Here is a 25,328-nt window from a genome sequence, read left to right as displayed (position 1 = left end):
CGCGCGCGTCCGGCACCGGAGACGGCGCCGGCCGGCAGGATCTGAGGCGCCCTTCCCGGCCTGCCGGACGCGCGAACGCACCTTGCCGCCCGGCGGCATGCCGCTGACAGTGGCGGCAGCGCCCTCCGGCGCCGGGAGCCCGCCCGGGCAGCCGGCAGCCGGTCGGGCCTGGGGGAACGGACATGGAAATCAAGCTCGACGGCCGGGCGGCCGTGGTCACCGGCGGCAGCAAGGGCATCGGCCTCGCGATCGCCACGCGCTTGGCGGCGAGCGGCGCGGATGTCGCGCTGCTGGCACGCCGGCCCGAGGCCCTTGAAGCGGCCCGGGAGGCGGTCGGCAGGACGGCGCGCGGCCGCGTGCTGGCCGTGGCCTGCGACGTCTCAAGGGCCGAGGATGTCACGCGCGCCCATGGCGAGGTCATGGCCGGGCTGGGGCGGGTGGATATCCTGGTGAACAACGCCGGCACCTCGCAGAGGGGCGCCTTCACCGGCATCACCGACGAGGTCTGGCAGGCCGATCTGGACCTCAAGCTGTTCGCCGCCATCCGCCTTGCGCGGCTGGTCTGGCCGCAGATGGCGGAGCGGCGCTGGGGGCGGATCATCAACGTGCTGAACATCGGCGCCAAGGCGCCCAAGGCCGAGGGCGCCCCCACCGCGGTGTCGCGGGCGGCGGGCATGGCCCTCACCAAGGTGCTGGCCGGCGAAGGCGCGCCCCACAACATCCTGGTCAACTCGCTGCATGTCGGCCTGATCGAGAGCGATCAGTGGGTCCGCCGCCATGCCGCGCAGCAGAGCGGCCAATCCTTCGAGGACTTCCTCGCCGGGATGGGCAGGGACATCCCGATGGGGCGGGTCGGCACCGCGGAGGAGTTCGCCAACGTCGCCTGCTTCCTGGCCTCAGACCTGGCCGGCTACGTCACCGGAACGGCGATCAACGTGGACGGCAACCTTTCGCCCGTGATGTAGCACAGCCGCGCTTGCCATGCGCGGGGCGAGGCGGCCCCGCCGCCGGCGCCTTGCGCAGGCCCGGCGCGGCCGACGGAGCCCCGGGGCGGCCCGGTTTTCCCTCCGGGCATGGCGGGTTGGGCCCGGGTCATGCCCGAGGCTACTATTCCCCCACAAGAACCGGAGGCTGGCGCCTGTCGGGCGCCACTCCCGAAGACGAGGAAGGTCCCGCATGCCCATCTATGCCCTGAACGACATCGCGCCCACCCTGCCGGAGGAAGGCCGCTACTGGGTGGCGCCGGACGCGCATGTCATCGGCGACGTCACCCTGGCGGAGGATGTTGGCTTCTGGTTCGGCGCCGTGGCGCGCGGCGACAACACCCCGATCCGCCTCGGCGCGCGCACCAACGTCCAGGAAGGCGCCATGCTGCACGCCGATCCTGGCGCCCCGCTGACCATCGGCGCCGACGTCACGGTCGGGCACCACGCCATCCTGCATGGCTGCACGGTGGGCGACGGCTCGCTGATCGGCATGGGTGCGACGGTTCTGAACCATGCGCGCATCGGCCGGCACTGCATCGTCGGCGCCAACGCGCTGGTGACGGAAGGCAAGGAGTTCCCGGATTTCTCGCTGATCATCGGCGCGCCGGCCAAGGTGGCGCGCACGCTGGAGCCGGAAACCGCCGAGAAGCTGCGCGCCTCGGCGGCGAACTACGTCCGCAACTGGCGCCGCTTCGCCGCCGGGCTGCGCCGCATCGGCTGACACCGCGCTCCGGGAGGCTCCGCCTCCCGGACCCTCATTCCCCGGCTCCCCTCCCGCGGTGCCGGCCGCGGCCTGCCCGCAGCGCGGCCTCAGTCGAGGGTGATGCCCAGCTCCCGGATCAGCGGCACCCAGACGGCACGGTCGGCCGCCAGCATGGCCTGCACCTGCCCGGGCGAGGCCTGCAACGGCTCGACGCCGATCTCACGGAACTTGCGCTGCACGCTCTCCTGCGCCAGCGCCTTCCGCAACTCCTCCGTCAGCCGCGTGGCCACGGCGTCGGGCGTCGCCCGTGGCGCGACAAGGCTCTGCCAGGCATAGGCCTCGAAGCCTTCCAGGCCGAGCGCATCGGAGAGCGTCGGCACCGCCGGGAACCCGGACTGACGGGCGGCGGAGAAGACGGCCAGCGGCCGGGCCATGCCGCTGCGCAGCGCCTCCCCGCCGGCGACCGTGTCCAGCACCGCCGCCTCCACCACCCCGGCCAGCAGGTCGTTCAGCGCCGGGGCGGCGCCGCGGTACGGCACATGGTTGAAGCGTGTGCCGGTGCTGCGCGCCAGCCGCTCCATGGCCAGGTGGTGCGGCGAGCCGATGCCGGGCGAACCGTAGTCGATGCTGCCCGGCTTCGCCTTCGCCGTCGCCATGAAGGCGCCGATGTCGGTGAGGGGCGACTCCTTCTTCACCGCCAGCACCAGGTGGAAGCGGGCGATGCCGCCGAGCGGGCGGAAATCCTTTTCCGGATCGTACGGCAGTTGTTTGAACAAGGCCGGGTTGAAGACCATGGTGCCGTTGTCGGCGCTCATCACCGTGTAGCCGTCAGGCGCGGCGCGCGCCGTCGCCTCGGCGCCGATATTGGTCGCGGCGCCCGGACGGTTGTCGATCACCACCGGCTTGCCCAGGCCCTCGGACATCGGCACGGCCAGCAGCCGCGCCAGCGTGTCCGTGCCGCCGCCCGCCGCATAGGCGACGATCCACTTGACCGGCGCCTCGGGATAGGCCGCGCGGGCGGCAAGGGGGAGCAGGCCGGCGGCGAGCCCGCCCAGGGCGAGCCGGCGGCGGGACAGGGTGAAGCTGCGGGACATGGACGTTTCTTCTTTCCGTTGTGGCGGCCGGCTCGAACCGGCCCTCTCCTGGACGATGAACTTCAGCGTGCGGGCAGGATACAGGCGCGGCACTCCCCGAAGCCGATGCCGACCGTGCCCTCCCGCGCCGCGCGGGCGCGCAGGATGACCTCGTCGCCATCCTCCAGGAAGCGGCGCGTTTCGCCGGAAGGCAGCTCAACCGGTGCGCGGCCACCCTGCGTCATCTCCAGCAGGCTGCCGAGGCCCGCCGGGTCGGGGGCGGAGAGGGTGCCGGAGCCCAGCAGGTCGCCCGGGTTCAGGTCGCAGCCGTTGCTGGTGTGGTGCGCCAGCATCTGCGCCACCGTCCAGTACATGTGCCGGGCGTTGGAACGCGCCAGGCGGTGCGCCGGCAGGCCGCGCTCCCGCATGGCCGGCGTCAGCAGCAGAACCTCCAGCGCGAGGTCCAGGGCGCCTTCCCGCTGGTCGGCCCCGTCGAGCAGGTAGGGCAGCGGCGCCGGGTCGCCCTCCGGCCGGGAAGGCTGCGGGATGCGGAAGGGCGCCAGCGCCTCGGGCGTCACCACCCAGGGCGAGAGCGTGCTGCCGAAGCTCTTGGCCAGGAAAGGGCCGAGCGGCTGGTATTCCCAGGCCTGGATGTCGCGCGCGGACCAGTCGTTCAGCAGGCAGTAGCCGGCGACATGCGCCGCCGCCTCGCCCACCGGAACGGCTTCGCCCAAGGCGTTGCCGGGACCGACCCAGACGCCGAGCTCCAGCTCGAAATCCAGCTTCTCGCAGGGTGCGAAGCGCGGCGCCTCGGCCTCCGGGGCCTTGAGCTGCCCCTGGGGCCGCCGGACATCCGTGCCCGAGACGCGGAGGGAGGAAGCGCGGCCGTGATAGCCGATGGGCACGTACTTGTAGTTCGGCAGCAGCGGATTGTCGGGGCGGAAGACCCGGCCGACATTGGTGGCATGGTGGATGCCGACATAGAAGTCGGTGTAGTCGCCGACGCGCGCCGGCAGGTGCAGGGCGCATCCGGCGGCGGAATGCAGGCAGGCGGCGGCCCTGCCCTGCTCCGCGCTTCCCGCGGCGAGGATCGCGGCAAGCCGTTGCCGCAAGGCCCGCCGTGGCGCGGCGCCGAGCGCCATGAAACCGTTCAGCGTCTCGGCCGCGGCAGCCTCGGCCGCCTCCGCCGCCGCGCCGGCGAAGAGCCCCGCCGCCAGCCCCGCGCGCAGGTCGAGGATGTGGCCGCCGATGGCCACGCCGCCGCGCGGGGCATCGCCGCCCGGCGGGGTGAAGATGCCGAAGGGCAGGTTCTGGATGGGGAAATCGGCATGCCCATCCGCACCCGGAACCCAGGAGCGGCGCGCGGGGTCATGCGTGGCGTCGAGGCCGCTCATGGGCGCGAGGGGTCGAAATGCCGGCGCAGGGCCCGGCCGTAGCTCGGGTAGTCCTGCTGGAGCTGCGGCGCCTCGGCGGCGAAGCGGGTGACGCGCTGCGCAAAGCGCGTCTCGAACATGAAGGCCAGCGTGCCTTCCAGCTTGTGCGGCTTCAGCTCGGCGGCGCTGGCGGCCTCGAAGGAGGCCATGTCCGGCCCGTGCGGCAGCATGCAGTTGTGCAGGCTGAAGCCGCCGGGCGTGAAGCCGCCGCCGGTCTTGGCGTCATAGACGCCCTCGATCAGGCCCATGAACTCGCTCATGATGTTCATGTGGTACCAGGGCGGCCGGAAGGTGTTCTCCGCCACCATCCAGCGCTCGGGAAAGATGACGAAGTCGATGTTCGCGGTGCCCGGCGTCTCGGAAGGCGAGGTCAGCACCGTGAAGATCGAGGGGTCGGCATGGTCGAACAGCACCGGCCCGACCGGCGAGTAGCGGCGCAGGTCGTACTTGTAGGGCGCGTAGTTGCCGTGCCAGGCCACCACGTCGAGCGGCGATTGCGCGAGCTGCGTGCGCCAGAGGTTGCCGCCCCACTTCACCACCAGGGTGGAGGGCGCCTCGCGGTCCTCGTAGGCGGCGAAGGGGGTGAGGAAGTCGCGCGGATTGGCCAGGCAGTTGGCGCCGATCGGCCCGCGCTCGGGCAGGGTGAAGGCGCCGCCATAGTTCTCGCAGAGATAGCCGCGCGCCGGGGCCTCGCCCTGCAGCTCGACGCGCAGCTTCACCCCGCGCGGGATGACCGCGATCTCGCCCGGCGCGATGTCGATGATGCCGAACTCGGTCCAGAGGCGCAGCGCGCCCTGCTGCGGCACGAACAGCATCTCGGCATCGGCGTTGTAGAAATACTCGTCCCGCATCGAGCGGGTGGCGAGATAGATGTGCGCACCCATGCCGGACTGCGCGGCGGCGTCGCCCGCCGTGGTGACAGTGCGGATGCCCTCGATGAAGGAAAGCGCCTCGCCCTCCGGGATCGACAGCGGATCCCAGCGCAGCGGCGCCAGCGGCATGTCCAGCTCGGCGCAGGGCGCGGTGCGCCAGAGCCCGGCTCCGATCTTCTCGAAGCTTCCCCAATGCGCGACGGTCGGGCGGATGCGGTAGAGCCAGCTCCGCTCGTTGCTGGCGCGCGGCGCGGTGAAGGGCGAGCCGCTGAGTTGCTCGGCGTAAAGGCCGTAGGCGCAACGTTGCGGCGAGTTGCGGCCGATGGGCAGCGCGCCCGGCAGCGCCTCCGTCTCGAAGCCGTTGCCGAACCCCGAGAGATAGGCCGGGTTGCCCGGCGCCGTGCCCTGCGCGACCGCCGTGCCGGGCCGTACGGACTGGTTCATGCGCTTCGCTCCCTTTCCTGCCGCTGGCGGCCATCGACCGGCACGGGGTTCTTCTCTATATCGTCTCAGATGAGATGAAAAGCCGGACGCATGGCCCAACAGAAGCGTGATGCGGCCGAGGATGCGCCGCTAATCCTGCAGGACTTCCTGCCCTACCGCCTCTCCGTCGTCACCGAGGCGGTGAGCGGCCTCTTCGCCTCGCGCTACCAGGAGCGCTTCGGCCTCGGCATCCCGGAATGGCGCGTGGTGGCGGTGGTGGGCCAGCACGGCAGCGCCACCACGCAGGAGGTGATCGGGCACACCGGCATGGACCGCGTGCGGGTCAGCCGCGCCGTCACCCGGCTGGCCGACAAGGGCCTGCTGGACCGCCGCGCCCACCCGCAGGACCAGCGGGCGCAGGTGCTGCGGCTCAGCCGCAAGGGCCGCACGGTCTATGGCGAGATCGTGCCGCTGGCGCGGGCGTTGCAGGCGTCCCTCGCCAGTGCCTTGAGCGCGGCCGAGCACCGGCAGCTCCGCGCCATCCTCGACAAGGTCGCCGCGCGCACGCGGCAGCTCGCGGCGGATGGGGCGGAGGACTGAGCCCTACTTCGCCGGCGCCGCCGCGCGCTTCGACGCCGCGCTGAGCACGCCGCGGCGGAGCTGGTCCTCCTCGATGCTCTCGAACAGCGCGCGGAAATTGCCCTCGCCGAAGCCGTCGTCGCCCTTGCGCTCGATGAACTCGAAGAAGACGGGGCCGATGACGTTGGCGGAGAAGATCTGCAGCAGCAGCCGCGCCTTCCTGTGCTCCACCACGCCCTCGCCATCCACCAGGATGCCGTTGCGCTTCAGCCGCGCCAGGTCCTCGCCATGGCCGGGCAGGCGCGCGTCCACGCGCTCGTAATAGGTGTCGGGCGGCGCGGGCATGAAGGCGAGGCCGGCGGTGCGCAGGCCCTCGATGGTGCCGTAGATGTCGTTGCAGCCGCAGGCGATGTGCTGGATGCCCTCGCCCTTGTATTCCCGCAGGTACTCCTCGATCTGGCTCTCGTCGTCCGCGCTCTCGTTGAGCGGGATGCGGATGCGGCCGTCCGGGCTGGTCAGCGCGCGGGAGAACAGGCCGGTGTATTCGCCCTTGATGTCGAAGTAGCGGATCTGCCGGAAGTTGAAGAGCTTGCTGTAGAAGGCGTACCAGACGTCCATCCGGCCGCGATGGACGTTGTGCGTCAGGTGGTCGATGTAGAAGAGGCCGGCGCCCTGCGGGAAGGGCTCGCGCTCGCCGAGCCATTCGAAGTCCGCGTCATAGACCGAGCCGGTCTCACCATAGCGGTCCACGAAATAGATCAGGCTGCCGCCGATGCCCTTGATCGCCGGCACGTCGAGCGTCAGGCCGCCCGCCGCCGGGTCGGCCGGCTCGGCGCCGAGCTCCAGCGCGCGGCGATAGGCGTGCTGCGCGTCCACCACGCGAAAGCCCATGGAGGGCACGCTCGGGCCATGCGCCTCGGTGAAGCGCACGGCGTGGCTGCCGGGCTCCTCGTTCAGCAGGTAGTTGATGTCGCCCTGGCGGAAGAGGGTGACCGCCCTGCTGCGGTGCCGCGCCACCGCGGTGAAGCCCATCTGCCGGAACAGCGCGTGCAGCTTCGCCGGTTCCGGATGGGCGAACTCGACAAAGGCGAAGCCGTCCGTTCCCATCGGGTTGTGGTCGTCGACGACCGGGCGGGGAGCGTCATGCGGGAACGGGCCCATGGGATGCGGTCCTTCTCTTCGGTCCCTGGAGGATAGGCGGGGTGGCGTGCAACAGGTGTGCAAAGCGGTCGCGGGACGCTAGAGTGATGCACATAACCCGCATGAAACGCCTTTATGCCGCACGGAACCGTCACACTGGACGCGCTCGACCTCCGCCTGATGGCGGCCCTGCAGGAGGACGGGCGGCTGACCAACCAGCAACTCGGCGAGCGCATCGGGCTGTCCGCCTCGCAATGCTCGCGCCGGCGCGCGGCGCTGGAAGCGGCCGGGCTGATCTGCGGCTACCACGCCGAGCTGGCGGCGGAGGCGCTGGGCCTGCGGGTGCTGGCCTTCATCCAGGTCACGCTCACCGCGCATAGCGGCGAGAACGCCCGCCGCTTCCGCGACCTTCTGGCGCGCGCCGGCGAGATCCAGGAAGCCTATGCCATGACCGGCGACACGGACTACCTGCTGAAGGCCGTGGTGCCGGACCTGAAGGGCCTTTCGCGGCTGGTGAACGAAACGCTGCTGGCGCATGACAGCGTCGCGCGCGTCCGCTCCTCCATCGTGCTGGAACGGCTGAAGGAATCCGGGCGCCTCCCCCTGGCGGCGCTGCCGCCGGGCTGAGCGCGTACCCCTCGGGGCGGCTTTTTCCGGCCAAGGCTGCCCTCACGCCCGGAAAGCGCCTCGCCACGAGGGCGTCTCGTGTAGAATATCAATGCCCCGTGCTCAGGACGGCCTGTTCCGGAGATCGCGGGGCGGCGGCAACGGGAAACAGGAACGGATGGCGCCCAGAAGCGGCCAGCAGCCCATCGCCCGGCAGGAGGGCACGGATGGCCCCGCGCCCGGCCCGGCGCGGCAGAACGCGCCCCAGGCCGGCCCCCCGCCGGGCAACCCGGCGCGAAAGGTCCTTGCCGGCGCAGCCCCTCTCTCCCGGCGCCTCATGCTGCTGGTTGCGGCGGTGGCGCTGCCCCTCACCCTGCTCGGCGCCGGCTCGCTCTGGATGCAGTACCGCTCGGAGCGCGCGCGGGCGGAGGCGCAGCTCGTGGCGCAGGCGCGCACCCTCGCCCGGCTGGTGGACCGCGAGTTCGACCAGGCGACGGCCGTGGCGCGAACCCTGGCCCGCTCCACCGCTTTCGCGCAGGGCAACCTGCGTGCCTTTGGCGAAGAGTTGCGCGCCGCGGCGGGTCTCCTCTCGTCGGACCTGCCGACGGGCGCGGAACCGGCGATCCTGCGTCTCGTGCGTGCCGACCGCACCCGGCTGTTCGACACCAGCCTCACCGCCACAGCGCCTTCCGCCGACACCGTGCCGATGCAGCCGCACGTGGCGAGGGCGCTCGCCTCCGGCCGGCCGCAGATCTCCAACCTCTTCTTCGCGCAGGAGCTCAACCGGCCGCTCATCGCCGTTGCGGTTCCCGTGCAGGCGCCGGGCGCGCCGGCCGCGTCCGAGCCCTGGGGCGTCATCGGCGTCAGCGTGCCGCGCGAGCGGCTGGCCCTGCTCATCGGCACCGTGAGCCTGCCGTCGGGCGGCTTCGCCTCCGTGCAGGACCGGGGCGGCAAGACCATCGTGCGTTCCCTGCGCGATGCGGAAACCGTCGGCAAGCTGCCCATGCCGGCCGTGCTGAAAGCCATCATGTCGGCCGATTCCGGCATGGCACCGCCGGGCACGCGGACGCTGGAAGGCGTTCCCTCCGCCATCGCCTTCGCCCATGCCCCGGCCAGCGGCTTCATCGTCAAGCTGGACGTGCCGGAGCAGGTCTTCCTCGCGCCGCTGCAGGCCGCGCTGCTGCGTTCGGCGGTGACCGGCGCGCTCGTGCTCGCGGGCGGCCTTCTGGTGGCTTCCCTGCTGGCGCGCCGGGTGGTCACCGCCTTCCGGCGCGTTCCGCTGCTGGCGGCGGGCGGCACCCTCCACGGCAGCGCCGGCCTGCGCGAGGCGGACGACCTCGCCGCCTCCCTGGCCGCCATCCTGGCGGAGCGCCGGGAGGCCGAGCAGGCGCTGAAGGCCAGCGAGGCGCGGTTCCGCACACTCGCCGACACCATGCCGCAGATGGTTTGGTCCGCCACGCCCGACGGCCAGTACGAGTACTTCAACGCCCGCTGGCACGACTTCACCGGCCACCCCCGCGGGAAGCGCAACGAGAACCCCTGGCGGCCTCTGGTTCATCCGCAGGATTGGGAGGCCATCAGCGAGCGCTGGCGTTGTTGCCTGCGCACCGGCACGCCCTTCGAGGCGGAGTATCGCCTGCGGCGGCATGACGGCGCCTGGCGCTGGGTGCTCGCCCGCGCCCTGCCCATGCGTGACGAGCAGGGACGCCTGCTTCGCTGGTTCGGCGGCATCATGGAGATCCAGGAGATCGTCGAGGCGCGCGACGTGCTGGCGCGCAGCCGAGCGGAGCTGGAGCAGCTGGTCGCCGCGCGGACGCTGGACCTGGAGGCCACGCAGCTCCAGCTCGCGCAGGCGCAGCGCATGGAGGCGCTGGGGCAGTTGGCCGGCGGCATCGCCCATGATTTCAACAACGTTCTGCAGGCCGTGATCGGCAGCGCCGGGCTGCTGGAGCGGCAGGCCGGCGGCAATGACGGCGTCCGCCAGCTTGCCCGCATGCTCACCCAGGCGGCCGAGCGCGGCGCCGCCATCACGCGGCGCCTGCTGGCCTTCGCGCGCCGCAGCGACCTGCGCGCCGAGCCGGTGGACGCCGCCGGCCTCCTGAGCAACATGCGCGAGCTTCTGGCCCATACGCTCGGCGGCGGCGTTGAAGTCCGGGTGGACGCATCGCCGCGGTTGCCGCCGCTGCTGGCCGACAAGGGCCAGTTGGAGACCGTGCTGGTCAACCTGGCCACCAATGCCCGCGATGCGATGGAGGGAACCGGCACGCTGACCCTTGCCGCGGACATCGAAGTCGTGCCGCAGGGCGAAAGGCGCGGTGGCGTGGCGCTTCCGGCGGGCCGCTACCTGCGCCTTGCCGTCGCCGATACCGGCAGCGGCATGGACAGCGCGACGCTGGAGCGCGCGACCGAGCCCTTCTTCACCACCAAGCCGGTCGGGCAGGGCACCGGCCTGGGCCTTTCCATGGCCAAAGGCTTCGCGGAGCAGAGCGGCGGCGCCCTGCGGGTGGAAAGCAGGCCGGCGCAGGGTACGACGATCAGCCTGTGGTTTCCGCTGGCCGACGAACACCGGGGCGCTGTCCCGGCGCCGGTGGCCAGCCTCCTCGGGCCGCCCTCCGGCCGCGCCCGGCTGCTGCTGGTGGACGATGAGCCGGCCGTCCGCACCGTGCTTGCCACGCAGCTCGAAGCGGCCGGGCATTCCGTGCTGCCCGTGGCTTCCGCCGCGGCGGCGCTGGATCTGCTGGATGGCGGCGAAGCGGTGGACCTGCTGGTGTCCGATCTTTCCATGCCGGGCATGAGCGGCCTCGAACTGATCCGCGAGGCGCAACGGCGCCGCCCCGGCCTGCCGGCGATCCTGCTGACCGGCTTCGTCACCGATGCCGCGGAAAGCGCCCTGGCGGATGCGCCGAGCGGCACCTTCTCGTTGCTGAACAAGCCGGTCGAGGTGGAGCGGCTGCTGGAGCGCATCGCGGCGCGGCTGGAATACGCTCCGCTGGAGGGCTGAAGGGCGTCAGCCGCCCCCGTTCTCCGGATGCCCCACGGTCTGGATGACCTCGAAGCCCTCGAACTGCGGCGGGCCGAGATAGAGCGGCTTGCTCGGCCTGGCGCCCGCATGCGCCAGGCGGAAGGCGTCCGACCGCGTCCAGGCCTCGAAATCCGCCTTGTCGCGCCAGATCGTGTGGGACGCGTAGAGCACGTGGTCCTCTCGCGCCGGGCCGCGCAGCAGATGGAACTCCACGAAGCCCGGCACCTTGTGCAGGTGCGATTCGCGGCTGGTCCAGACCGTCTCGAAATCGGCCTCCGCACCCAGGGCCACCTGGAACCGGTTCATGGCGATGAACATCGGGCATTCCTCCTTTAAGTGAAGCGATGGCCGGGACAGGAACTTCCCAGGCCCCCTGGCTTGCTTCCGCTGGCTTGGAAGCGCGAAGAAAGAAGATGGGTGTTCGGGGGCACTCATTTCCCCGGCCTGCTTCAGAAGATGGCCGTGAAGGGCAGCACCGCCACCCTCTCGCCCGGCGCAATCGCGGTGCAATCCTCCGGCAGTTCGGCGAAGGCATCGCTGCCGGTCAGGGAAGAGAGCAGCCCCGCACCTTCCCGCGGGTCCTTCCGCGCCAGCGGCAGGCCCCCCCCGGCCGTCAGCGTGACGCGCAGATATTCCCGCCGGCCCGCCTTCTTGCGATGCGCGAAGGCGGCTTCCGCCACGAAGCGCGGCAGCGGCTCCGGCGCGGCGCCGCAAAGCTGCAGCGCCAGCGGTCGCGCCAGGTGCAGGAAGGTGACGATGGCGGCCACCGGGTTTCCCGGCAGGCCCAGCACCGGCGTGCCCCGGACAATGCCCATTGCCGCCGGCCGCCCCGGCTTCAGCGCCAGGCGCCAGAAGACCAGGCGCCCCTGGCCCTCGATGGCGGCGCGCACATGGTCTTCCTCCCCGGCGCTGACACCGCCGGAGGTCAGCAGCATGTCGTGCGCCGTGGCGGCCTCGCGTAGCGCGGCGGCGGTGGCCTCGGCGCGGTCAGGAAGGATGCCGAGATCCACCGGCTCCACGGGCAGCCCGGCCAGCAGGGCAAGCAGCGAGAAGCGATTGCTGTCAAAGGTTTGCGCCGGGCCGAGCCTGCCGCCGGGCGGCGCCAGCTCGTCGCCGGTGCTGAACACGCCGATGCGCGGGCGCCGCCGCACCGCCAGCGCCGGCTGCCCCAGCGCCGCCGCCAGCCCGACATGGGCCGGGTTCAGCCGGGTGCCGGCGGCCAGCGCAAGGGCACCCTGCGGCACGTCCTCCCCGGCGGGGCGGCAATTGGCGCCGCGCTTCAGGCCGGCGGGCAGATGCAGCACGCTGCCCTCCAGCCGGATGTCCTCCTGCATCATCACCGTGTCGGCGCCAGGCGGCATCGGTGCCCCGGTCAGGATGCGGCAGGCGGTGCCCGGCGCCAGCGGCGCTCCGGCCGCCTGCCCCGCCGCCAGCCGTCCGGCCAGCGCCAGACAACTCTCGCCGCCGGGCGGCAGGTCCGCGTGGCGGAAGGCGTAGCCGTCCACCGCGCTGTTGAAGAAGGGCGGCAGGGGATGCGGCGCATGCAGGTCCTGCGCCAGCACGCGGCCGCGCGCGGCGGCCAGCGGCGCCAGCTCCTGCCCCGGCAGCGGCGGCACGCGCCCGGTGATCAGCGCCGCCGCGGCCTCCACCGAGAGCAGCGTGCCGCCGAAGGCGAAGCAGTCGTCGCTCAGCTGCGCCATGGCACGGCATACCGCAGCGCGAGGTCGGCCACGGCCTCCACATCGTCCAGCCCGGCCCGCGGCAGCCCGCCCGGCGGCGGCGCGTCGCTGGCGACGGCGCGGATGGCCGGGTCCTCCGGGTGCAGCCAGGGCTTCTCGTTGGCGACGCGGAACACCTCGATCTTGGGATGGGCATCGCGCTTGAAGCCCTCCACCAGCACAAGGTCCACCGGGGAGAGATGGCCGAGCAGTTCCTCCAGCCGGGGCTCCGGGGCGCCCCGCAACTCGGTGATCAGCGCCCAGCGCAGCGACGAGGCGACCAGAACCTGCTCCGCGCCGGCCTGACGGTGGACGTGGCTGTCCTTGCCCGGCTGGTCCACGTCGAAGCGGTGGTGGGCGTGCTTGATGGTGGAGACGCGGATGCCGCGCCCGGTCAGGCAGGGGATGAGCTTGGCGAGGAGGGTGGTCTTGCCGGCGCCGCTCCAGCCGGCCAGTCCGATCAGGCGCATGGCGCCGGCTTACGGCGGCCCATGCCCTGTCGGCAAGGGCAATCCTTGGTGCGCGCCCCGGGAGGTGCAGCCTCCCGGGGCGCAGCGGTCAGTCTGCCCCGGCGGGGCGCGCGGCGGCCTCCGGCTGCACCGCCTCATGCGCGCGCTTCAGTTCGTCGTCCACCCACAGGCCGTGGTGCTCGCGCGCCCAGTTGTAGTCCACCCGGCCGCTGCCCATGGCGCTGAAGCCGCCCTCCATCCCCAGCGAGCCGATATAGATATGCGCCAGCATGACCGCGATCAGCAGCATGGACAGGGTGCCATGCACCATGTGGCCCCATTGCTGCCCGGCGATGTCGAGCAGGAAGAAGGGGAACATCAGCAGGAAGCCGGAGACCGCCACCACGCCGCCGCCGAGCACGGTGATCCAGAAGATGCCCTTCTGCCCGGCGTTGAAGCGCCCGGCCTGCGGATGCGCCCCGCCGATGAAGCCGCCGCCGTTCTTCAGCCAGACCCAGTCCAGCTTGTTGGGCAGGTTGTCCCTCGCCCAAATCAGCAGCATCACCAGCAGGCCCACCGTGAAGGGGAAGGCCAGGAAGTTGTGCGCGATCTTGCCCCAGTCGGCCAGGGCGGTGAAGGCTTCCGGCCCGATCAGCGGGCGGATCAGCGAGCGGCCGAAGGTCAGGTTGAGCCCGGAGAGCGCCAGCACGATGAAGCTGCTCGCCGTCATCCAGTGGTTCATGCGCTCGAAGAAGTTGAAGCGCACCATGGTGCGGCCGGACCAGCCGTTGTGGATGCGGATGCGCCCGCGCACCAGGAAGAACAGCGCCAGCAGCGCCAGCATGCCGAGCACCGCGATGGCGCCGACCCAGTGCAGCGTGTCGTTGCGGAAGGCGCGCCAGTCGCGTCCCTCGGGCTGCACCAGGGTGGCGGCCTTCTCGTCGGGGATGGACACGCGGCCCGCGATGCGGCCGCCCTTCAGCGCGTTCTGCAACTCCAGCTCCGCCGCCGGCAACGTGCCGCGGTCGCCCATCGGCGCTGGCGCCGGGACAGGCTGCACGGGCTGCGGCGGCTGCGCGGGAATCGCCGGGGCAGGCGTCCCGGTGGGCTGGGCGGGCGCCGTGGTGGTCGGCGCCTGCTTCTGCTCGTTGGTGCCGGCGGCGGTGCCCTCCGGCACGCGGCCCTGGACTTCCGGCGCGCCGGGCGGCGGGCCGGCACTGTCGGTCTTCTGCTGCTCCTGCTGCGTCACGGAGGCCGGCGGCAGCGCCTGCTTGACCTGCGGGTCGCTGGCGGCACGCTCGGCGGCGCCCGCCTGCGGCTCGGCGGAGGGAGATTGCGCCGAGGGCGGCTGCGCCGGGCTTTCCGCAGCGGGAGCCTGGCCTGTGGGAGCCTGGCCTGTGGGAGCCTGGCCTGTGGGAGCCTGGCCTGTGGGAGCCTGGCCTGCGGGAGCCTGGCCTGCGGGAGCCTGGCCTGCGGGAGCCTGGCCTGCGGGAGCCTGGCCTGCGGGAGCCTGGCCTGCGGGAGCCTGGCCTGCGGGAGCCTGGCCTGCGGGAGCCTGGCCTGCGGGAGCCTGGCCTGCGGGAGCCTGGCCTGCGGGAGCCTGGCCTGCGGGAGCCTGGCCTGCGGGAGCCTGGCCTGCGGGAGCCTGGCCTGCGGGAGCCTGGCCTGCGGGAGCCTGGCCTGCGGGAGCCTGGCCTGCGGGAGCCTGGCCTGCGGGAGCCTGGCCTGCGGGAGCCTGGCCTGCGGGAGCCTGGCCTGCGGGAGCCTGGCCTGCGGGAGCCTGGCCTGCGGGAGCCTGGCCTGCGGGAGCCTGGCCTGCGGGAGCCTGGCCTGCGGGAGCCTGGCCTGCGGGAGCCTGGCCTGCGGGAGCCTGGCCTGCGGGAGCCTGGCCTGCGGGAGCCTGGCCTGCGGGAGCCTGGCCTGCGGGAGCCTGGCCTGCGGGAGCCTGGCCTGCGGGAGCCTGGCCTGCGGGAGCCTGGCCTGCGGGAGCCTGGCCTGCGGGAGCCTGGCCTGCGGGAGCCTGGCCTGCGGGAGCCTGGCCTGCGGGAGCCTGGCCTGCGGGAGTCTGGCCTGCGGGAGCCTGGCCTGCGGGAGCCTGGCCTGCGGGCGCTTGGGCGGCGGCGAGCCCGGGGGCGACCAGCAGCGGGACTGCCGCGGCCAGCGCCAGGAGGTTGTTGCGAAGCACCGGCATCACACCTCCACCGTCTCGCGATAGGCGGTGCGCCAGCCCCAGGCGCCGGAGCCGTAGCCGCGCCGCTGCACCCGCTCCTTGTAGATGGAGGCGATGATCTCGCCATCGCCGGCGAGCAGCGCCTTGGTCGAGCACATCTCGGCGCAGAGCGGCAGCTTGCCCTCGGCGATCCGGTTGGCGCCGTACTGCACGTATTCCGCCATGGTGTTGTCCTGCTGCGGGCCACCGGCGCAGTAGGTGCACTTGTCCATCTTGCCGCGGCCGCCGAAGTTGCCGACGCGCGGGTATTGCGGCGCGCCGAAGGGGCAGGCGTAGAAGCAGTAGCCGCAGCCGATGCACAGGTCCTTGTCGTGCAGCACGATGGCGTCTTCCGTCGTGTAGAAGCACGAGACCGGGCAGACCGCCGCGCAGGGCGCGTCGGAGCAGTGCATGCAGGCCATGGAGATCGAGCGCTCGCCGGGCTTGCCGTCGTTCAGCGTGACGACGCGGCGGCGGTTGATGCCCCAGGGCACCTCGTGCTCGTTCTTGCAGGCGGTGACGCAGGCGTTGCACTCGATGCAACGGTCGCTGTCACAGAGGAACTTCATGCGGGCCATCTGCTGTTCCTCCCCTCAGGCCGCGCGGATCTGGCAGAGCGTGACCTTGGTTTCCTGCATCGCCGTCACCGGGTCGTAACCATAGGTCGTCACGGTGTTGGCGCTCTCGCCGAGCACGATCGGGTCGGTGCCCGGCGGGTAGTATTTCCGGCGGTCCTCGCCCTGGAACCAGCCGCTGAAGTGGAAGGGCATGAAGGCGACACCCCGGCCGACGCGGTCGGTCACCAGGGCTTTCACCCGCACGCGGGCGTTGTTCTCCGGCCCGGAAACCCAGACCCACTGCCCCTCGCGGATGCCGCGGTCGGCCGCGTCCTGCGTGTTGACCTCGACGAACATGTCCTGCTGCAGCTCGGCCAGCCAGGGGTTGGAGCGCGTCTCCTCGCCGCCGCCCTCGTACTCGACCAGGCGGCCGGAGGTGAGGATGATCGGGAAGTCGCGCGCCACCGTGTGGGAGCGCGCCTGCACGGACCGGTTGATGAGCGGCAGGCGGAAGGCGCGGCGGTCCTCGATCGTCGGGTACTCGGCGATCAGGTCGGTGCGCGGGGTATAGACCGGCTCGCGGTGCTGCGGGATGGCGTCCGGCAGGTTCCAGGCATTGGCGCGCGCCTTGCCGTTGCCGTAGGGCAGGCAGCCATGCTCCATCGCCACGCGGATGATGCCGCAGGACAGGTCGGTGGACCAGGAGACCTTGTCCACATTCTCCCCGCCGACGCGGGCGATGGTCGCCTTCTCCGCCTCGGTCAGCTCGTCGTACCAGCCGAGCCGCTTCAGCACGGCCACGGTGAATTCCGGATAGCCGTCGGTCAGCTCAGAGCCCTGGGAATAAGAGCCCTCGGCCAGCAGTGTCTGTCCGTTGCGCTCCACGCCCCAGCGGGCGCGGAAGGTGCCACCGCCCTGCTTCACGTGCAGGTTGGTGTTGTAGAGGATGTGGGTGCCGGGATGCTTCATCTCCGGCGTGCCCCAGCACGGCCAGGGCAGGCCGTAGAACTCGCCGGCCACCGGCGTGCCCTCGCGGCCGCGCAGGGTGACGAGATCGAAGTCGGCCTGCCGCTCCATGTGCAGCTTCAGCCGCTCAGGCGACTGGCCGGAATAGCCCGTCGAGAGCGAGCCGCGGTTGATCTCCCGCAGGATTCCCTCCGCGGTCGGCCTGGTGCCGTCCTTCACCTCGATGCCCTTGAACATCGGCTCGTGGAAGCCGAGCTTGCGGGCCAGCAGGTACATCAGCTCGAAGTCGTTCTTGCTCTCGAAGATCGGCTCGACGACCTTGGTGCCCCACTGCATCGAGCGGTTGGAGGCGGTGCGGCTGCCGTCCACCTCGAACTGCGTGCAGATCGGCAGCAGATAGGTGCCATTCTTGCGGTTGGAGAGGGCGGCGAAGGTGGTGGGATGCGGGTCGGCGACGACCAGCAGGTCCAGCGCCTCCATGCCCTTCACCGCGTCCGGCATGCGGGTGACGGTGTTGCCGCCATGCCCGACCACCACCATGGCCTTGATGTTGTCCTGCTGCGCCACCTGCTCCTTCGGCAGCAGCACGGCATCGAACCAGCGCGTGGTCGGGATGCCCGGCGTCTGCATCATGTCCTTGCTGGCGAAGCGCGCGAGCATGTCCTCGTAGGGCACGTCCCAGACGCGGCACCAGTGGCGCCAGGCGGTCTCGTCCAGCCCGTAATAGGCGGGCAGAGAGGTGACATCGAGGCCGAAGTCGGTGGCGCCCTGCACGTTGCAGTGGCCGCGGAAGATGTTGGCGCCGGTGCCGGGCTTGCCGACATTGCCCGTGGCCAGCAGCAGGATCGAATAGGCGCGGACATTGGCGGTGCCGACCGTCTTTTGCGTCGCGCCCATGCACCAGATCAGGGTCGAGGGCTTCTGGGTGGCGAAAATCTGCGCCACCTTCTTGAGCTGCTCGCCCGGCACGCCGGAGACGCGCTCCACCTCCTGCGGGTTCCACTTGGCGACCTCCTTGCGGATGTCGTCCATGCCGTAGACCCGCTGGGCGATGAACTCCTTGTCCTCCCAGCCATTCTCGAAGATGTGCCAGAGCATGCCCCAGATCACCGGGATGTCGGTGCCCGGGCGCAGCCGGACGTATTCGGTGGCGTGGGCGGCGGTGCGGGTGAAGCGCGGATCGATGACGATCAGGTTGGCGCGGTTCAGCTCCTTGCCCGAGAGCACGTGCTGAATCGAGATCGGGTGCGCCTCCGCCGGGTTGCCGCCCATGATGATCATGGTGCGGGCGTTGCGGATGTCGTTGTAGCTGTTGGTCATCGCCCCATACCCCCAGGTATTGGCGACGCCGGCGACGGTGGTGGAGTGGCAGATGCGCGCCTGGTGGTCCACCGAGTTGGTGCCCCAGAAGGCCGCGAACTTGCGCATGAGGTAGGCGCCCTCGTTGCTGAACTTGGCGCTGCCCAGCCAGAACACCGCATCGGGTCCGGACTTCCGGCGCACCTCCATCAGCTTGTCGCCGATCTCGTCGATCGCCTGCTCCCAGGAGAGGCGCTTCCACGCGCCGTCGACCAGCTTCAGCGGATACTTCAGGCGGCGGTCGCCATGCACCAGCTCCCGCACCGAGGCGCCCTTGGCGCAATGCGTGCCGCGGTTGATCGGGCTTTCCCAGGCCGGCTCCTGCCCGACCCAGACGCCGTTCTGCACCTCGGCGATGACGGTGCAGCCGACCGAGCAATGCGTGCAGACGTTCTTGACGCGCCTGATCGGCTTGCCGAAGTCGGTGGGCCCGGCCTCGGCCTTGCGCGCCGTGCTCAGCCCGAGGCCGCCGAGAGCCGCCAGCCCGGCACCGCCAAGCCCGGCCTGGCGCAGGAAGCCGCGCCGGTCCAGCCCCCCGCCGGAGAGCCCCTGGTAGGCAGAGGCGAGCCGCTGCCGGGCGGCCTTCCCCTCGCTGCGCTTGATCAGCATCGGGCGTCCCTTCCCTGTCGCGTGCTCAGTAACGGTTGGTGCGGTAGTAGGCCTTGACGTGCTCGGTCTCGCGGTAGCGCGCGGCGACCTTCTGCGTCTCGGATTCCTTGCGCTGCTCGGGCGCGCGCTCCTGGATGGCGAGCGCCGGCTTGGCTGCCACCGCGGCTCCGCCGGCCAGGCCCAGCGTTTTCAGGAAGCCGCGCCGCTCCGCCACCTTCGCATCCTCACGGTCGCTCATCGCTGCCTCCCTCTTGTGGTGGTCATGCTCACCGCGGCAGTTCCGCGGCGGCGATCTCAATTTCCAGCGCGGCGCGGCCCAGCGCGCCGACGGCCCGGTAGAAGCGGGCCGCCTCCGCCGCCTCCAGGTCGGCGAAGCAGCGCATCGCCCAGGGCTGGACATGCCGGGTGAAGAACTCGGCCGCGGCGTCGGGCGTTGCGGGAAACACCCCGGCGATCAGCCCCGCCATGGTTTCGCACAGGAAGCCGAGGTGGTCCTCCGGCTCGCTCACCCCCGGCGCGCGCTCCACCCCGAGCCTGCCCAGGGTGGAACGCAGCTCGGCCAGCGGCCGTTCGTTCAGGAAGCCGGTGAGGTAGTAGGACGCGAAGGGCAGCAGCTCGCCGCGCCCGACGCCGATGAACAGCGCGTGGAACTCGCGCTCCGCCCGCGCGGGCGTGGCCTGCCGTGCCGCCTCGGCCAGCCCCTCATAGGCGGCGCCCAGCATCGTGCCGGGCTCGCCCCGCAGGCCGCGCAGGCTGGCCAGCAGCGCGCCATCCGGCGCCGCCACCAGCAACCGTCCCAGAAGCGCGAACAGCCGCGCGCGCTCAAGCTCCAACAGGTCAAGGGCCTGCGGGTCGTCGGAAGCGGCCGGCGGGACCGTGGAGCTCATTTGCAGCAAAGCCTGTCTCTGGCGTTTCCTAGAGGTCGGCCATCCCCGCATGCAAGGATGGCCAATACTTCATAGTGCCTCAGCGGGCCGCCCCGCGGCAAGTCAAGCGGGACGCATCCAAGAATTTGCGAAGTATTCTCATTTTCAACTTGGCACCGCCCCACCATGCCGCCTGCGGGGAGGCGGCGCGGCCTCCTCAGGCGCCCCGACCGACGCCTCAACCGAAGGCTCGGGCAGCGCGGGCTCGGATGGCTCGGCCGCGCTGAGCCGCAGCGAGGACTCCGGCGGAGGCGGCACCTCCGCCATCGCGGCCTCCGCCGGCTCCGCAGGAGCAGCGGGCGCTTCCCGCGGCGGCGCCTCGGCCTCCTCCCCGCCCGGCGGCGGCAGCCCGCCGAGCGCCTGCGCCAGCCGCCGCCCCACCTCCTCGCTCAGCTCCGTCGCGAAGCCCGGCACCCCGTCCGGCGCGTTGAAGTCCCACGCGTACTCCGCAGGCCCCGTGAAATCGCGGATGGCAGGGTCGAGCGACCACATCCGCCGCAGCGCCGCCTGCCGCAGCAGCACCGGCACCCGCGGCCGCAGAAACACCGTGATGTCGCTCCCCGGTCCCAGGCTTTCCACCGGCGGCAGGCTGGCGAGGTCGAATTCAGGCTCGGCCGGCGGCGCTTCAGCCTCCAGGGCGGGCGGCGCGGCAGGCTCCGGCGCCACGGGCTCAAGCCCACGCTTGCGGCGCGACCAGCGCGAAAGGAAGCCGCCTTCACCCATCACTCGTCCTCCGGGCGATGCCGCGCCATCGCCTCCGGGTCGGCGCGGTCGCGGCGGCGCTTGTGAAAGCCGCGCTCCCGGTGATGGCGGGCCACGAAGCCCTCCAGCGGGGCACGCAGGAACGCCGGCATCGGCAGGCTCTCCAGCACGTCGCTGCCGACATCGGCATAGAGATGCGCCTCGCCAGGGTCCAGCGTCACCAGGTGCAGCGCCATGCCCGGCTCGCCCGGCGCGGCGCGCAACACCACCCAGAGGCGCGGCTCGGCGGCCGTCAGGTTCTGGCGGTAGTTGTCGGTATCGGTCGGGTGCAGCGCGATCTCGGCATGGCCGGCGAGATACAGGGCGCGCCCGGCCTCCTGCCGCAGCAGCGTCCAGGGCGGCGCCTCCGGAGCCTCGGCGAGCACCTCGACCACGCGCCAGGACCACTCGGCCCAGGGACTCGCCGAAGGCCGGCGCTCGGCGATGACGGCGACCGCGATGCGCACCGTCTGCGGCGTGTCGGCGGGCTTCATGGCACGCGCCGCGAGGGCGCCGCCCCCACGCCCCCGCCGGAAAGGCAACCGCCTCCCCGGATCCCGAAATTCCGCCGCGCCCTCACAGCGCCGCCTCCGCGGCTATCAGCGGCAGGCCCGTGGCCAGGTTCTGCGGCTTCATCCGCACCCGCTGCGCGGCATCCATCGCCAGCACCAGATAGACCGGCCGGCCCGCCACGCGCGGCAGCACCCGCGTTCCATCCATGAACTCCAGCACGCCCAGCCAGAGAATGCGCGCCAGCCTTGCCTGCTCCACCGACGTGCCATGCCAGAGATCGTTGGCAATCGACGTTGCCTCGCCGTCCAACCCGACATGCCAGCTCCAGGCGGCGTCCTCGATCACCGGCACCGGGCGGATCGTCACCCCCTCTCCCAGCACATGCCCGATGAACCGCTCCAGCGCCCGCGCCATCCCATGCTGGCCCGGCCGCCCCTCGGCGATGTCGAGCACGAAGTCATGCGCGTCGGAACGGGCGGCATAGGGGGCGGGATCCGCCTCGCCCAGCACGTCCAGCTCCACCTCGCGCGCCGGCGCGCCCGCTTCGGAAAGCAGCCGGCCCAGCGGCCCGAGATCCGCCGCCTGCGCACGTAACGCCACCACCTCCTCGTCGGCCAGCAGCAGCGCGCCGTGGTGGATGGCGGCGCGCTGCGGACGGAACAGGCACTCGGCGGCGCGCAGGGCGAAGGCGTCCCCAACCCCCTCCAGCGCGGCACGGGCGACAAGCTGCGTCAGCATCTGCAGGAACAGCGGCGGCACCCCGCCGACGCCGCCGCGATAAAGCGCGAGCCAGGCGGCCTCCAGCGTCGGCTGCGCCGTCACGCGGTCGCGGAAGGCCAAGAAGACCTGCCAGTTCTCCCGCGCATCGGGGTCGGTGAGCGCCGCCAGCGCCATGGGCGGCACGGGCTGCACCGGATCCTCCAGCAGGCTAAGGTGAAGGGCGCGCTCGGCGTCGCAGGCCTCCTCCGGCGGCACCAGCTCGGGACGGGCGAGAAAGGCGCGCCAAAGGTCGGGCGTCGCCAGCAGGCGGCCCGCGGCGTCCCGCTCGCAGAGCTGATGGCCGGAGGCCACCCAGAAATCCGGCATCATCATTCCTTCCCCATCTGCGTCAGATCGGGGCGCTCGGGCGCTTCGTCACCCTCCCCCTCCACCTCCACCAGGCCAAAAACCGGCAGGCCGGGATAGTCTCGGTCTGGTCCCTGGCGCCGCCGCAGGGTGCGGAAGCGCTCGCGCACCGCGCCCGCCTCGACGCTGCGCGCCATCGCCAGCACCGTGCCCGGCGGATGGTCGCAGAGCGATTCCGCGAAGCCGACCTCCTCCTCAGCGGCGGCGCGGGCGGCGGCCTCGTCGGGCGCGCCGTAGCGGGCGCGGATATGCGCCGCCAGCGCCGCCACCGCCGCCGCGCGCTCCTCGGCGCTGGCCTCCGCCACCTCCACCAGCGTGGCGAAGCCGAAGCTGCCGAGCCCCAGGAAGCCGGCGCGGAATTCCTGCCGCCGCTGGCCGGTGAGCGCGGCGGGGTCCTCGTCCCAGAAGGCGAAGCCCCCGGGCACCGCCCATTCGCCCGGCGCGGCGGGGTGGGCGAAGATCACCGTGTCGGAAGGGTCGAGCCGCAGCGTGCGCGGCAGCCGGTGCGTCATGCCGCCGCCTCCGCCAGGGCCTGTGCGAGGCCATGCCGGGTCTCGCGACCCTCGCCTTGCAGGATCAGGTCGCCGCTGGCCGGATCAAGCCCGCGCCGGGCGCCCTGCATCCAGTCCTCCACTTCCAGCCGCGCCAGCACCTTCTCGGCCATGGCGGGAAAGCCGCGCCGCTGCCACTCCGCGAAACCGGCCATCAGGTGCCGCGCCCAGCCGGCCACCAGTTCCTCCGGCGGCACCTCCAGGAAGCCCTCCTCCGCCAGGACGGTGCGGCCCGGGTCCAGGCCGGGCTGGTAGCCGGGCGGATGCCGCCAGCGCGCGCGGAAGCCGACCACCAGCCAGTCGGGCACGGCCGTGCCGGGCAGGCCGGGCGGGGCGCCCAGCACCGCCTCCCCGACCTCCGCGCCGTTCAGCACCACGCGGGCGGGCCAGCGCAGCGTCACCGGGATCTCGGGCGGGCCGAGCACCACCAGCGCGTCGGCGAAGGCGGAGGCGGCGGCCAGAACGGCGGCGCGCGCGGCGGCCAGCGGCTCCTCGGGCTCCAGCACCAGCGCGGCCTCGACGCGATCGGACGTCGCCAGCCAGGTCAGCGTGCCGCCGCCGCGCTCCGGCGCCAGGGCCATGGCACCCGCCTGCGCATCCTCGCCGGCGCCGAGCGGCACCGGGTCGAACAGGCTGGGCAGTGGGGGCAGTCCTCCGCGCATCCGGGCGGCATTCCTTTGGAAATGGCGTTGGTGGGACGATATATGCGCATCGGCCCGCGCCAGCACAGCGGGCAGGAGACTGCATGACCGATTCCGCGAACCAGCCCGCCCGCACCGTCTTCGCCTGCAGCTGCGAGGACAGCATGGCGCTGGACGACAAGGCCCTGGCGCGCGGCTGCGGCGGCCGGCTGCGCAGCGCCGAGCAGCTCTGCCGCAGCCAGCTCGACCGCTTCCTCGCGGCGTTGGGGCAAGGCGACATCACCGTCGGCTGCACCCAGGAGGCGCCGCTGTTCCGCCAGGAGGCGGAAGCCGCCGGGCACGCCGGAGCGCTCGACTTCGTCAACATCCGCGAGCAGGCGGGCTGGTCCGATGAAGGTTCCAAGGCCGGGCCGAAGATGGCCGCGCTGCTGGCTGCCGCGGCCGTGCCGATGCCGCCCGTGCCGCTGGTGTCGCTGGAGAGTCAGGGCGTCGCGCTGATCCTCGGACGCGACGCGGCGGCCCTGGAACTGGCCGAGCAGCTGAAGGAGAAGCTCGACCTCACCGTGCTGCTGACCGGCGAGGAGGAGGTCTCCCCCCGCCTGCAGGCCGAGTACCCTGTGCTGCGCGGCCGCGCGCGCAACGCCACCGGCTGGCTCGGCCACTTCGCCGTCACCGTGGACGGCTTCGCCGCCGCCGCCCCCTCCTCCCGCGCCGCCTATCGCTGGGGAGCGTCGCGGGATGGCGCCACCAGCCAGTGCGACCTGATCATCGACCTTGCCGGCCAGCCGCCGCTCTTTCCCGCGCACGAGGTGCGGCAGGGCTACCTGCGGGCGGCGCCGGATGATGCGGCAGCCGTCGCCCGTCTCGCCGCGCAGGCGGGGGAGCTGGTCGGCAGCTTCGACAAGCCGCGCTTCATCCGTTTCGAGGCCGGGCTCTGCGCCCATGCGCGCAACAAGCGCACCGGCTGCACCCGCTGCCTCGACCTCTGCCCGACCGGCGCCATCACGCCCGGCGCCCAGGGCCACCGGGACAGCGTGGCGATCAGCGCCGAGATCTGCGCCGGCTGCGGCGCCTGCGCCGCCGTCTGCCCGACCGGCGCGGCGCAATACGCCCTGCCGCCCACCGACGCCCTGCTGCGCCGTGTCCGCACCCTGCTGTTGGCCTATCGCGCGGCGGGTGGCGCGGCGCCAACCCTGCTGCTGCATGGCGAGGCCGGCGATGCGATGCTCGACGCGCTCGCCCGCCAGGGTCCCGGCCTGCCGGCGCATGTGCTGCCGGTTCGGGTGAACGAGCCCACCGCCGCCGACCTCGCCCTGCTGGTGGCGCCCTTCGCCTGGGGCGCCAGCAGCGTCCAGGTGCTGCTGCCGGCCCATCGCCCGCATGGCGCCGAGGGCGTGCTGCGCAACCTCGGCTATGCCGGGGCGCTGCTCGCCGGGCTCGGCATGCCGCATGCGCCCGGCGCCATCGAGACCGACGATCCCTTCACCCTGCGCGAGGCGCTGGAGGCCGCCCCCCGCTCCGCTCCGGCCGAATCTGCCGAGTTCCTGCCGATGGGCGCGCCGCGCGAGATCCTGAAGGCGGCGCTTGGCGCGCTGCGCGACGCAGCCGGCAGCCCTGCCGACGCCATTGCGCTGCCGGTCGGCGCACCCTTCGGCGAGGCTCGGGTGGCGGTGGAGGGCTGCACCCTTTGCCTCGCCTGCACCATGGTCTGCCCGACCGGCGCCTTCGCGGCGAACCCCGACCGGCCGGAGCTTTCCTTTCTGGAGGAGGCCTGCGTGCAGTGCGGCCTCTGCGCCAGCACCTGCCCGGAGAAGGTCATCGCCCTTGTTCCGCGCCTGAACCTGGCACCCGAGGCGGCGGCGCGCCGCGTGGTGAAGCAGGAGGAGCCGGCCATCTGCCCGAGCTGCGCCAAGGCCTTCGGCACCCGCGCCTCGATCGAACGGGTGAAGGCGCGGCTGCGCGCCAACGGCCATTGGATGTTCCAGGATCCGGCGCGGCTGGCGCTGCTCGACCTCTGCGAGGACTGCCGCGTCGGCGTTGCCACGGGCGGGCAGCTCGACCCCTATGCTGGTCCCGCCCGGCCGCGCCCCAGGACCAGCGAGGACTACCTGCGCGAGCGGGAATAGG

At 72.3% G+C, this 25,328-nt stretch carries 23 protein-coding genes; 6 read left to right on the top strand and 17 right to left on the bottom strand.

Annotated features, from left to right (window positions below; translation table 11 throughout):
• Positions 1–182: 182 nt before the first annotated feature.
• Both E0493_RS16560 and E0493_RS16555 read left to right on the top strand, forming a co-directional pair.
• On the top strand, positions 183–965 hold the full coding sequence (locus E0493_RS16560; protein WP_160938357.1) for an SDR family oxidoreductase: 783 nt from the start codon (positions 183–185) through the stop codon (positions 963–965).
• Positions 966–1,176: 211 nt separating this feature from the next.
• Complete coding sequence (locus tag E0493_RS16555; protein ID WP_160938356.1) at positions 1,177–1,707, top strand: gamma carbonic anhydrase family protein; 531 nt, start codon at positions 1,177–1,179, stop codon at positions 1,705–1,707.
• A gap of 89 nt (positions 1,708–1,796) precedes the next feature.
• On the opposite strand, the gene E0493_RS16550 is transcribed toward E0493_RS16555, so the two are convergent.
• The 3 genes from E0493_RS16550 to hmgA all read right to left on the bottom strand — a co-directional run bounded on the left by E0493_RS16550 (position 1,797) and on the right by hmgA (position 5,511).
• Entirely contained in the window at positions 1,797–2,783 is a 987-nt protein-coding gene (locus E0493_RS16550) for a Bug family tripartite tricarboxylate transporter substrate binding protein (RefSeq protein WP_160938355.1), read from the bottom strand.
• Between the two features lie 62 nt (positions 2,784–2,845).
• Complete coding sequence (gene fahA / locus E0493_RS16545) at positions 2,846–4,156, bottom strand: fumarylacetoacetase (protein WP_160938354.1); 1,311 nt, start codon at positions 4,154–4,156, stop codon at positions 2,846–2,848.
• On the bottom strand, positions 4,153–5,511 hold the full coding sequence (gene hmgA / locus E0493_RS16540) for a homogentisate 1,2-dioxygenase (protein ID WP_160938353.1): 1,359 nt from the start codon (positions 5,509–5,511) through the stop codon (positions 4,153–4,155). The genes fahA and hmgA overlap by 4 nt, the downstream gene beginning before the upstream one ends.
• Before the next feature lie 90 nt (positions 5,512–5,601).
• On the opposite strand from hmgA, the gene E0493_RS16535 reads away from it, so the two are divergent.
• The gene (locus tag E0493_RS16535) at positions 5,602–6,090 is read left to right on the top strand and encodes a MarR family winged helix-turn-helix transcriptional regulator (RefSeq protein WP_160938352.1); all 489 of its coding nucleotides are present in this window, start codon (positions 5,602–5,604) and stop codon (positions 6,088–6,090) included.
• A gap of 3 nt (positions 6,091–6,093) precedes the next feature.
• Here the strand turns inward: E0493_RS16535 and hppD are convergent, their stop codons facing one another.
• Positions 6,094–7,230 (bottom strand): 4-hydroxyphenylpyruvate dioxygenase, encoded by a 1,137-nt coding sequence (gene hppD / locus E0493_RS16530; RefSeq protein ID WP_160938351.1) that lies wholly within the window; start codon positions 7,228–7,230, stop codon positions 6,094–6,096.
• A 114-nt stretch (positions 7,231–7,344) separates the two neighbouring features.
• Between hppD and E0493_RS16525 the strand changes: the two genes are divergently transcribed.
• Both E0493_RS16525 and E0493_RS16520 read left to right on the top strand, forming a co-directional pair.
• Positions 7,345–7,836: an Lrp/AsnC family transcriptional regulator gene (locus E0493_RS16525; protein ID WP_160938350.1), complete on the top strand. Its 492-nt coding sequence runs from the start codon at positions 7,345–7,347 to the stop codon at positions 7,834–7,836.
• Positions 7,837–7,993: 157 nt separating this feature from the next.
• Positions 7,994–10,816 (top strand): ATP-binding protein, encoded by a 2,823-nt coding sequence (locus E0493_RS16520; RefSeq protein WP_160938349.1) that lies wholly within the window; start codon positions 7,994–7,996, stop codon positions 10,814–10,816.
• Between the two features lie 6 nt (positions 10,817–10,822).
• Here E0493_RS16520 and E0493_RS16515 read toward each other — a convergent pair whose 3' ends face one another.
• The 13 genes from E0493_RS16515 to E0493_RS16455 all read right to left on the bottom strand — a co-directional run bounded on the left by E0493_RS16515 (position 10,823) and on the right by E0493_RS16455 (position 23,222).
• Positions 10,823–11,155, bottom strand: a complete 333-nt coding sequence (locus E0493_RS16515; RefSeq protein WP_160938348.1) for an antibiotic biosynthesis monooxygenase family protein — start codon at positions 11,153–11,155, stop codon at positions 10,823–10,825.
• 131 nt (positions 11,156–11,286) lie between these two features.
• Positions 11,287–12,537 (bottom strand): molybdopterin molybdotransferase MoeA, encoded by a 1,251-nt coding sequence (locus tag E0493_RS16510; RefSeq protein ID WP_160938347.1) that lies wholly within the window; start codon positions 12,535–12,537, stop codon positions 11,287–11,289.
• The gene (mobB, locus tag E0493_RS16505) at positions 12,525–13,025 is read right to left on the bottom strand and encodes a molybdopterin-guanine dinucleotide biosynthesis protein B (RefSeq protein ID WP_160938346.1); all 501 of its coding nucleotides are present in this window, start codon (positions 13,023–13,025) and stop codon (positions 12,525–12,527) included. Before mobB ends, E0493_RS16510 begins: the two co-directional genes overlap by 13 nt.
• Before the next feature lie 88 nt (positions 13,026–13,113).
• Positions 13,114–14,253 carry a formate dehydrogenase subunit gamma gene (locus E0493_RS23935; protein WP_367614530.1) on the bottom strand — a complete coding sequence of 380 codons (1,140 nt, stop codon included), beginning with the start codon at positions 14,251–14,253 and terminating at the stop codon, positions 13,114–13,116.
• A 941-nt stretch (positions 14,254–15,194) separates the two neighbouring features.
• Complete coding sequence (fdh3B, locus tag E0493_RS16495; RefSeq protein WP_160938345.1) at positions 15,195–15,791, bottom strand: formate dehydrogenase FDH3 subunit beta; 597 nt, start codon at positions 15,789–15,791, stop codon at positions 15,195–15,197.
• 15 nt (positions 15,792–15,806) lie between these two features.
• Positions 15,807–18,704 carry a formate dehydrogenase subunit alpha gene (locus E0493_RS16490; RefSeq protein ID WP_160938344.1) on the bottom strand — a complete coding sequence of 966 codons (2,898 nt, stop codon included), beginning with the start codon at positions 18,702–18,704 and terminating at the stop codon, positions 15,807–15,809.
• A gap of 25 nt (positions 18,705–18,729) precedes the next feature.
• Positions 18,730–18,942, bottom strand: coding sequence for a twin-arginine translocation signal domain-containing protein (locus E0493_RS16485; protein WP_160938343.1), 213 nt, complete (start codon positions 18,940–18,942; stop codon positions 18,730–18,732).
• A gap of 28 nt (positions 18,943–18,970) precedes the next feature.
• Positions 18,971–19,591: a TorD/DmsD family molecular chaperone gene (locus tag E0493_RS16480; protein WP_160938342.1), complete on the bottom strand. Its 621-nt coding sequence runs from the start codon at positions 19,589–19,591 to the stop codon at positions 18,971–18,973.
• Positions 19,592–19,735: 144 nt separating this feature from the next.
• On the bottom strand, positions 19,736–20,353 hold the full coding sequence (locus E0493_RS16475) for a DUF3306 domain-containing protein (RefSeq protein WP_160938341.1): 618 nt from the start codon (positions 20,351–20,353) through the stop codon (positions 19,736–19,738).
• Entirely contained in the window at positions 20,353–20,865 is a 513-nt protein-coding gene (locus E0493_RS16470) for a DUF3305 domain-containing protein (RefSeq protein WP_160938340.1), read from the bottom strand. Before E0493_RS16470 ends, E0493_RS16475 begins: the two co-directional genes overlap by 1 nt.
• A gap of 82 nt (positions 20,866–20,947) precedes the next feature.
• Complete coding sequence (locus E0493_RS16465; RefSeq protein WP_160938339.1) at positions 20,948–21,970, bottom strand: DUF6352 family protein; 1,023 nt, start codon at positions 21,968–21,970, stop codon at positions 20,948–20,950.
• A gap of 2 nt (positions 21,971–21,972) precedes the next feature.
• A complete protein-coding gene (locus E0493_RS16460) occupies positions 21,973–22,521 on the bottom strand; it encodes a DUF6505 family protein (RefSeq protein WP_160938338.1) in 549 nt (182 codons plus the stop codon).
• Entirely contained in the window at positions 22,518–23,222 is a 705-nt protein-coding gene (locus E0493_RS16455; protein ID WP_160938337.1) for a biotin/lipoate--protein ligase family protein, read from the bottom strand. Before E0493_RS16455 ends, E0493_RS16460 begins: the two co-directional genes overlap by 4 nt.
• An 83-nt stretch (positions 23,223–23,305) precedes the next feature.
• Here E0493_RS16455 and E0493_RS16450 point away from each other — a divergent pair, with 83 nt between their 5' ends.
• The gene (locus E0493_RS16450; protein WP_160938336.1) at positions 23,306–25,327 is read left to right on the top strand and encodes a 4Fe-4S dicluster domain-containing protein; all 2,022 of its coding nucleotides are present in this window, start codon (positions 23,306–23,308) and stop codon (positions 25,325–25,327) included.
• The last annotated feature ends 1 nt before the right edge of the window (position 25,328 follow it).

This window comes from Teichococcus coralli (assembly GCF_009829925.1).
Classification (GTDB): Bacteria; Pseudomonadota; Alphaproteobacteria; order Acetobacterales; family Acetobacteraceae; genus Pseudoroseomonas; species Pseudoroseomonas coralli.
This window is presented reverse-complemented; position numbering and strand designations above follow the sequence as displayed.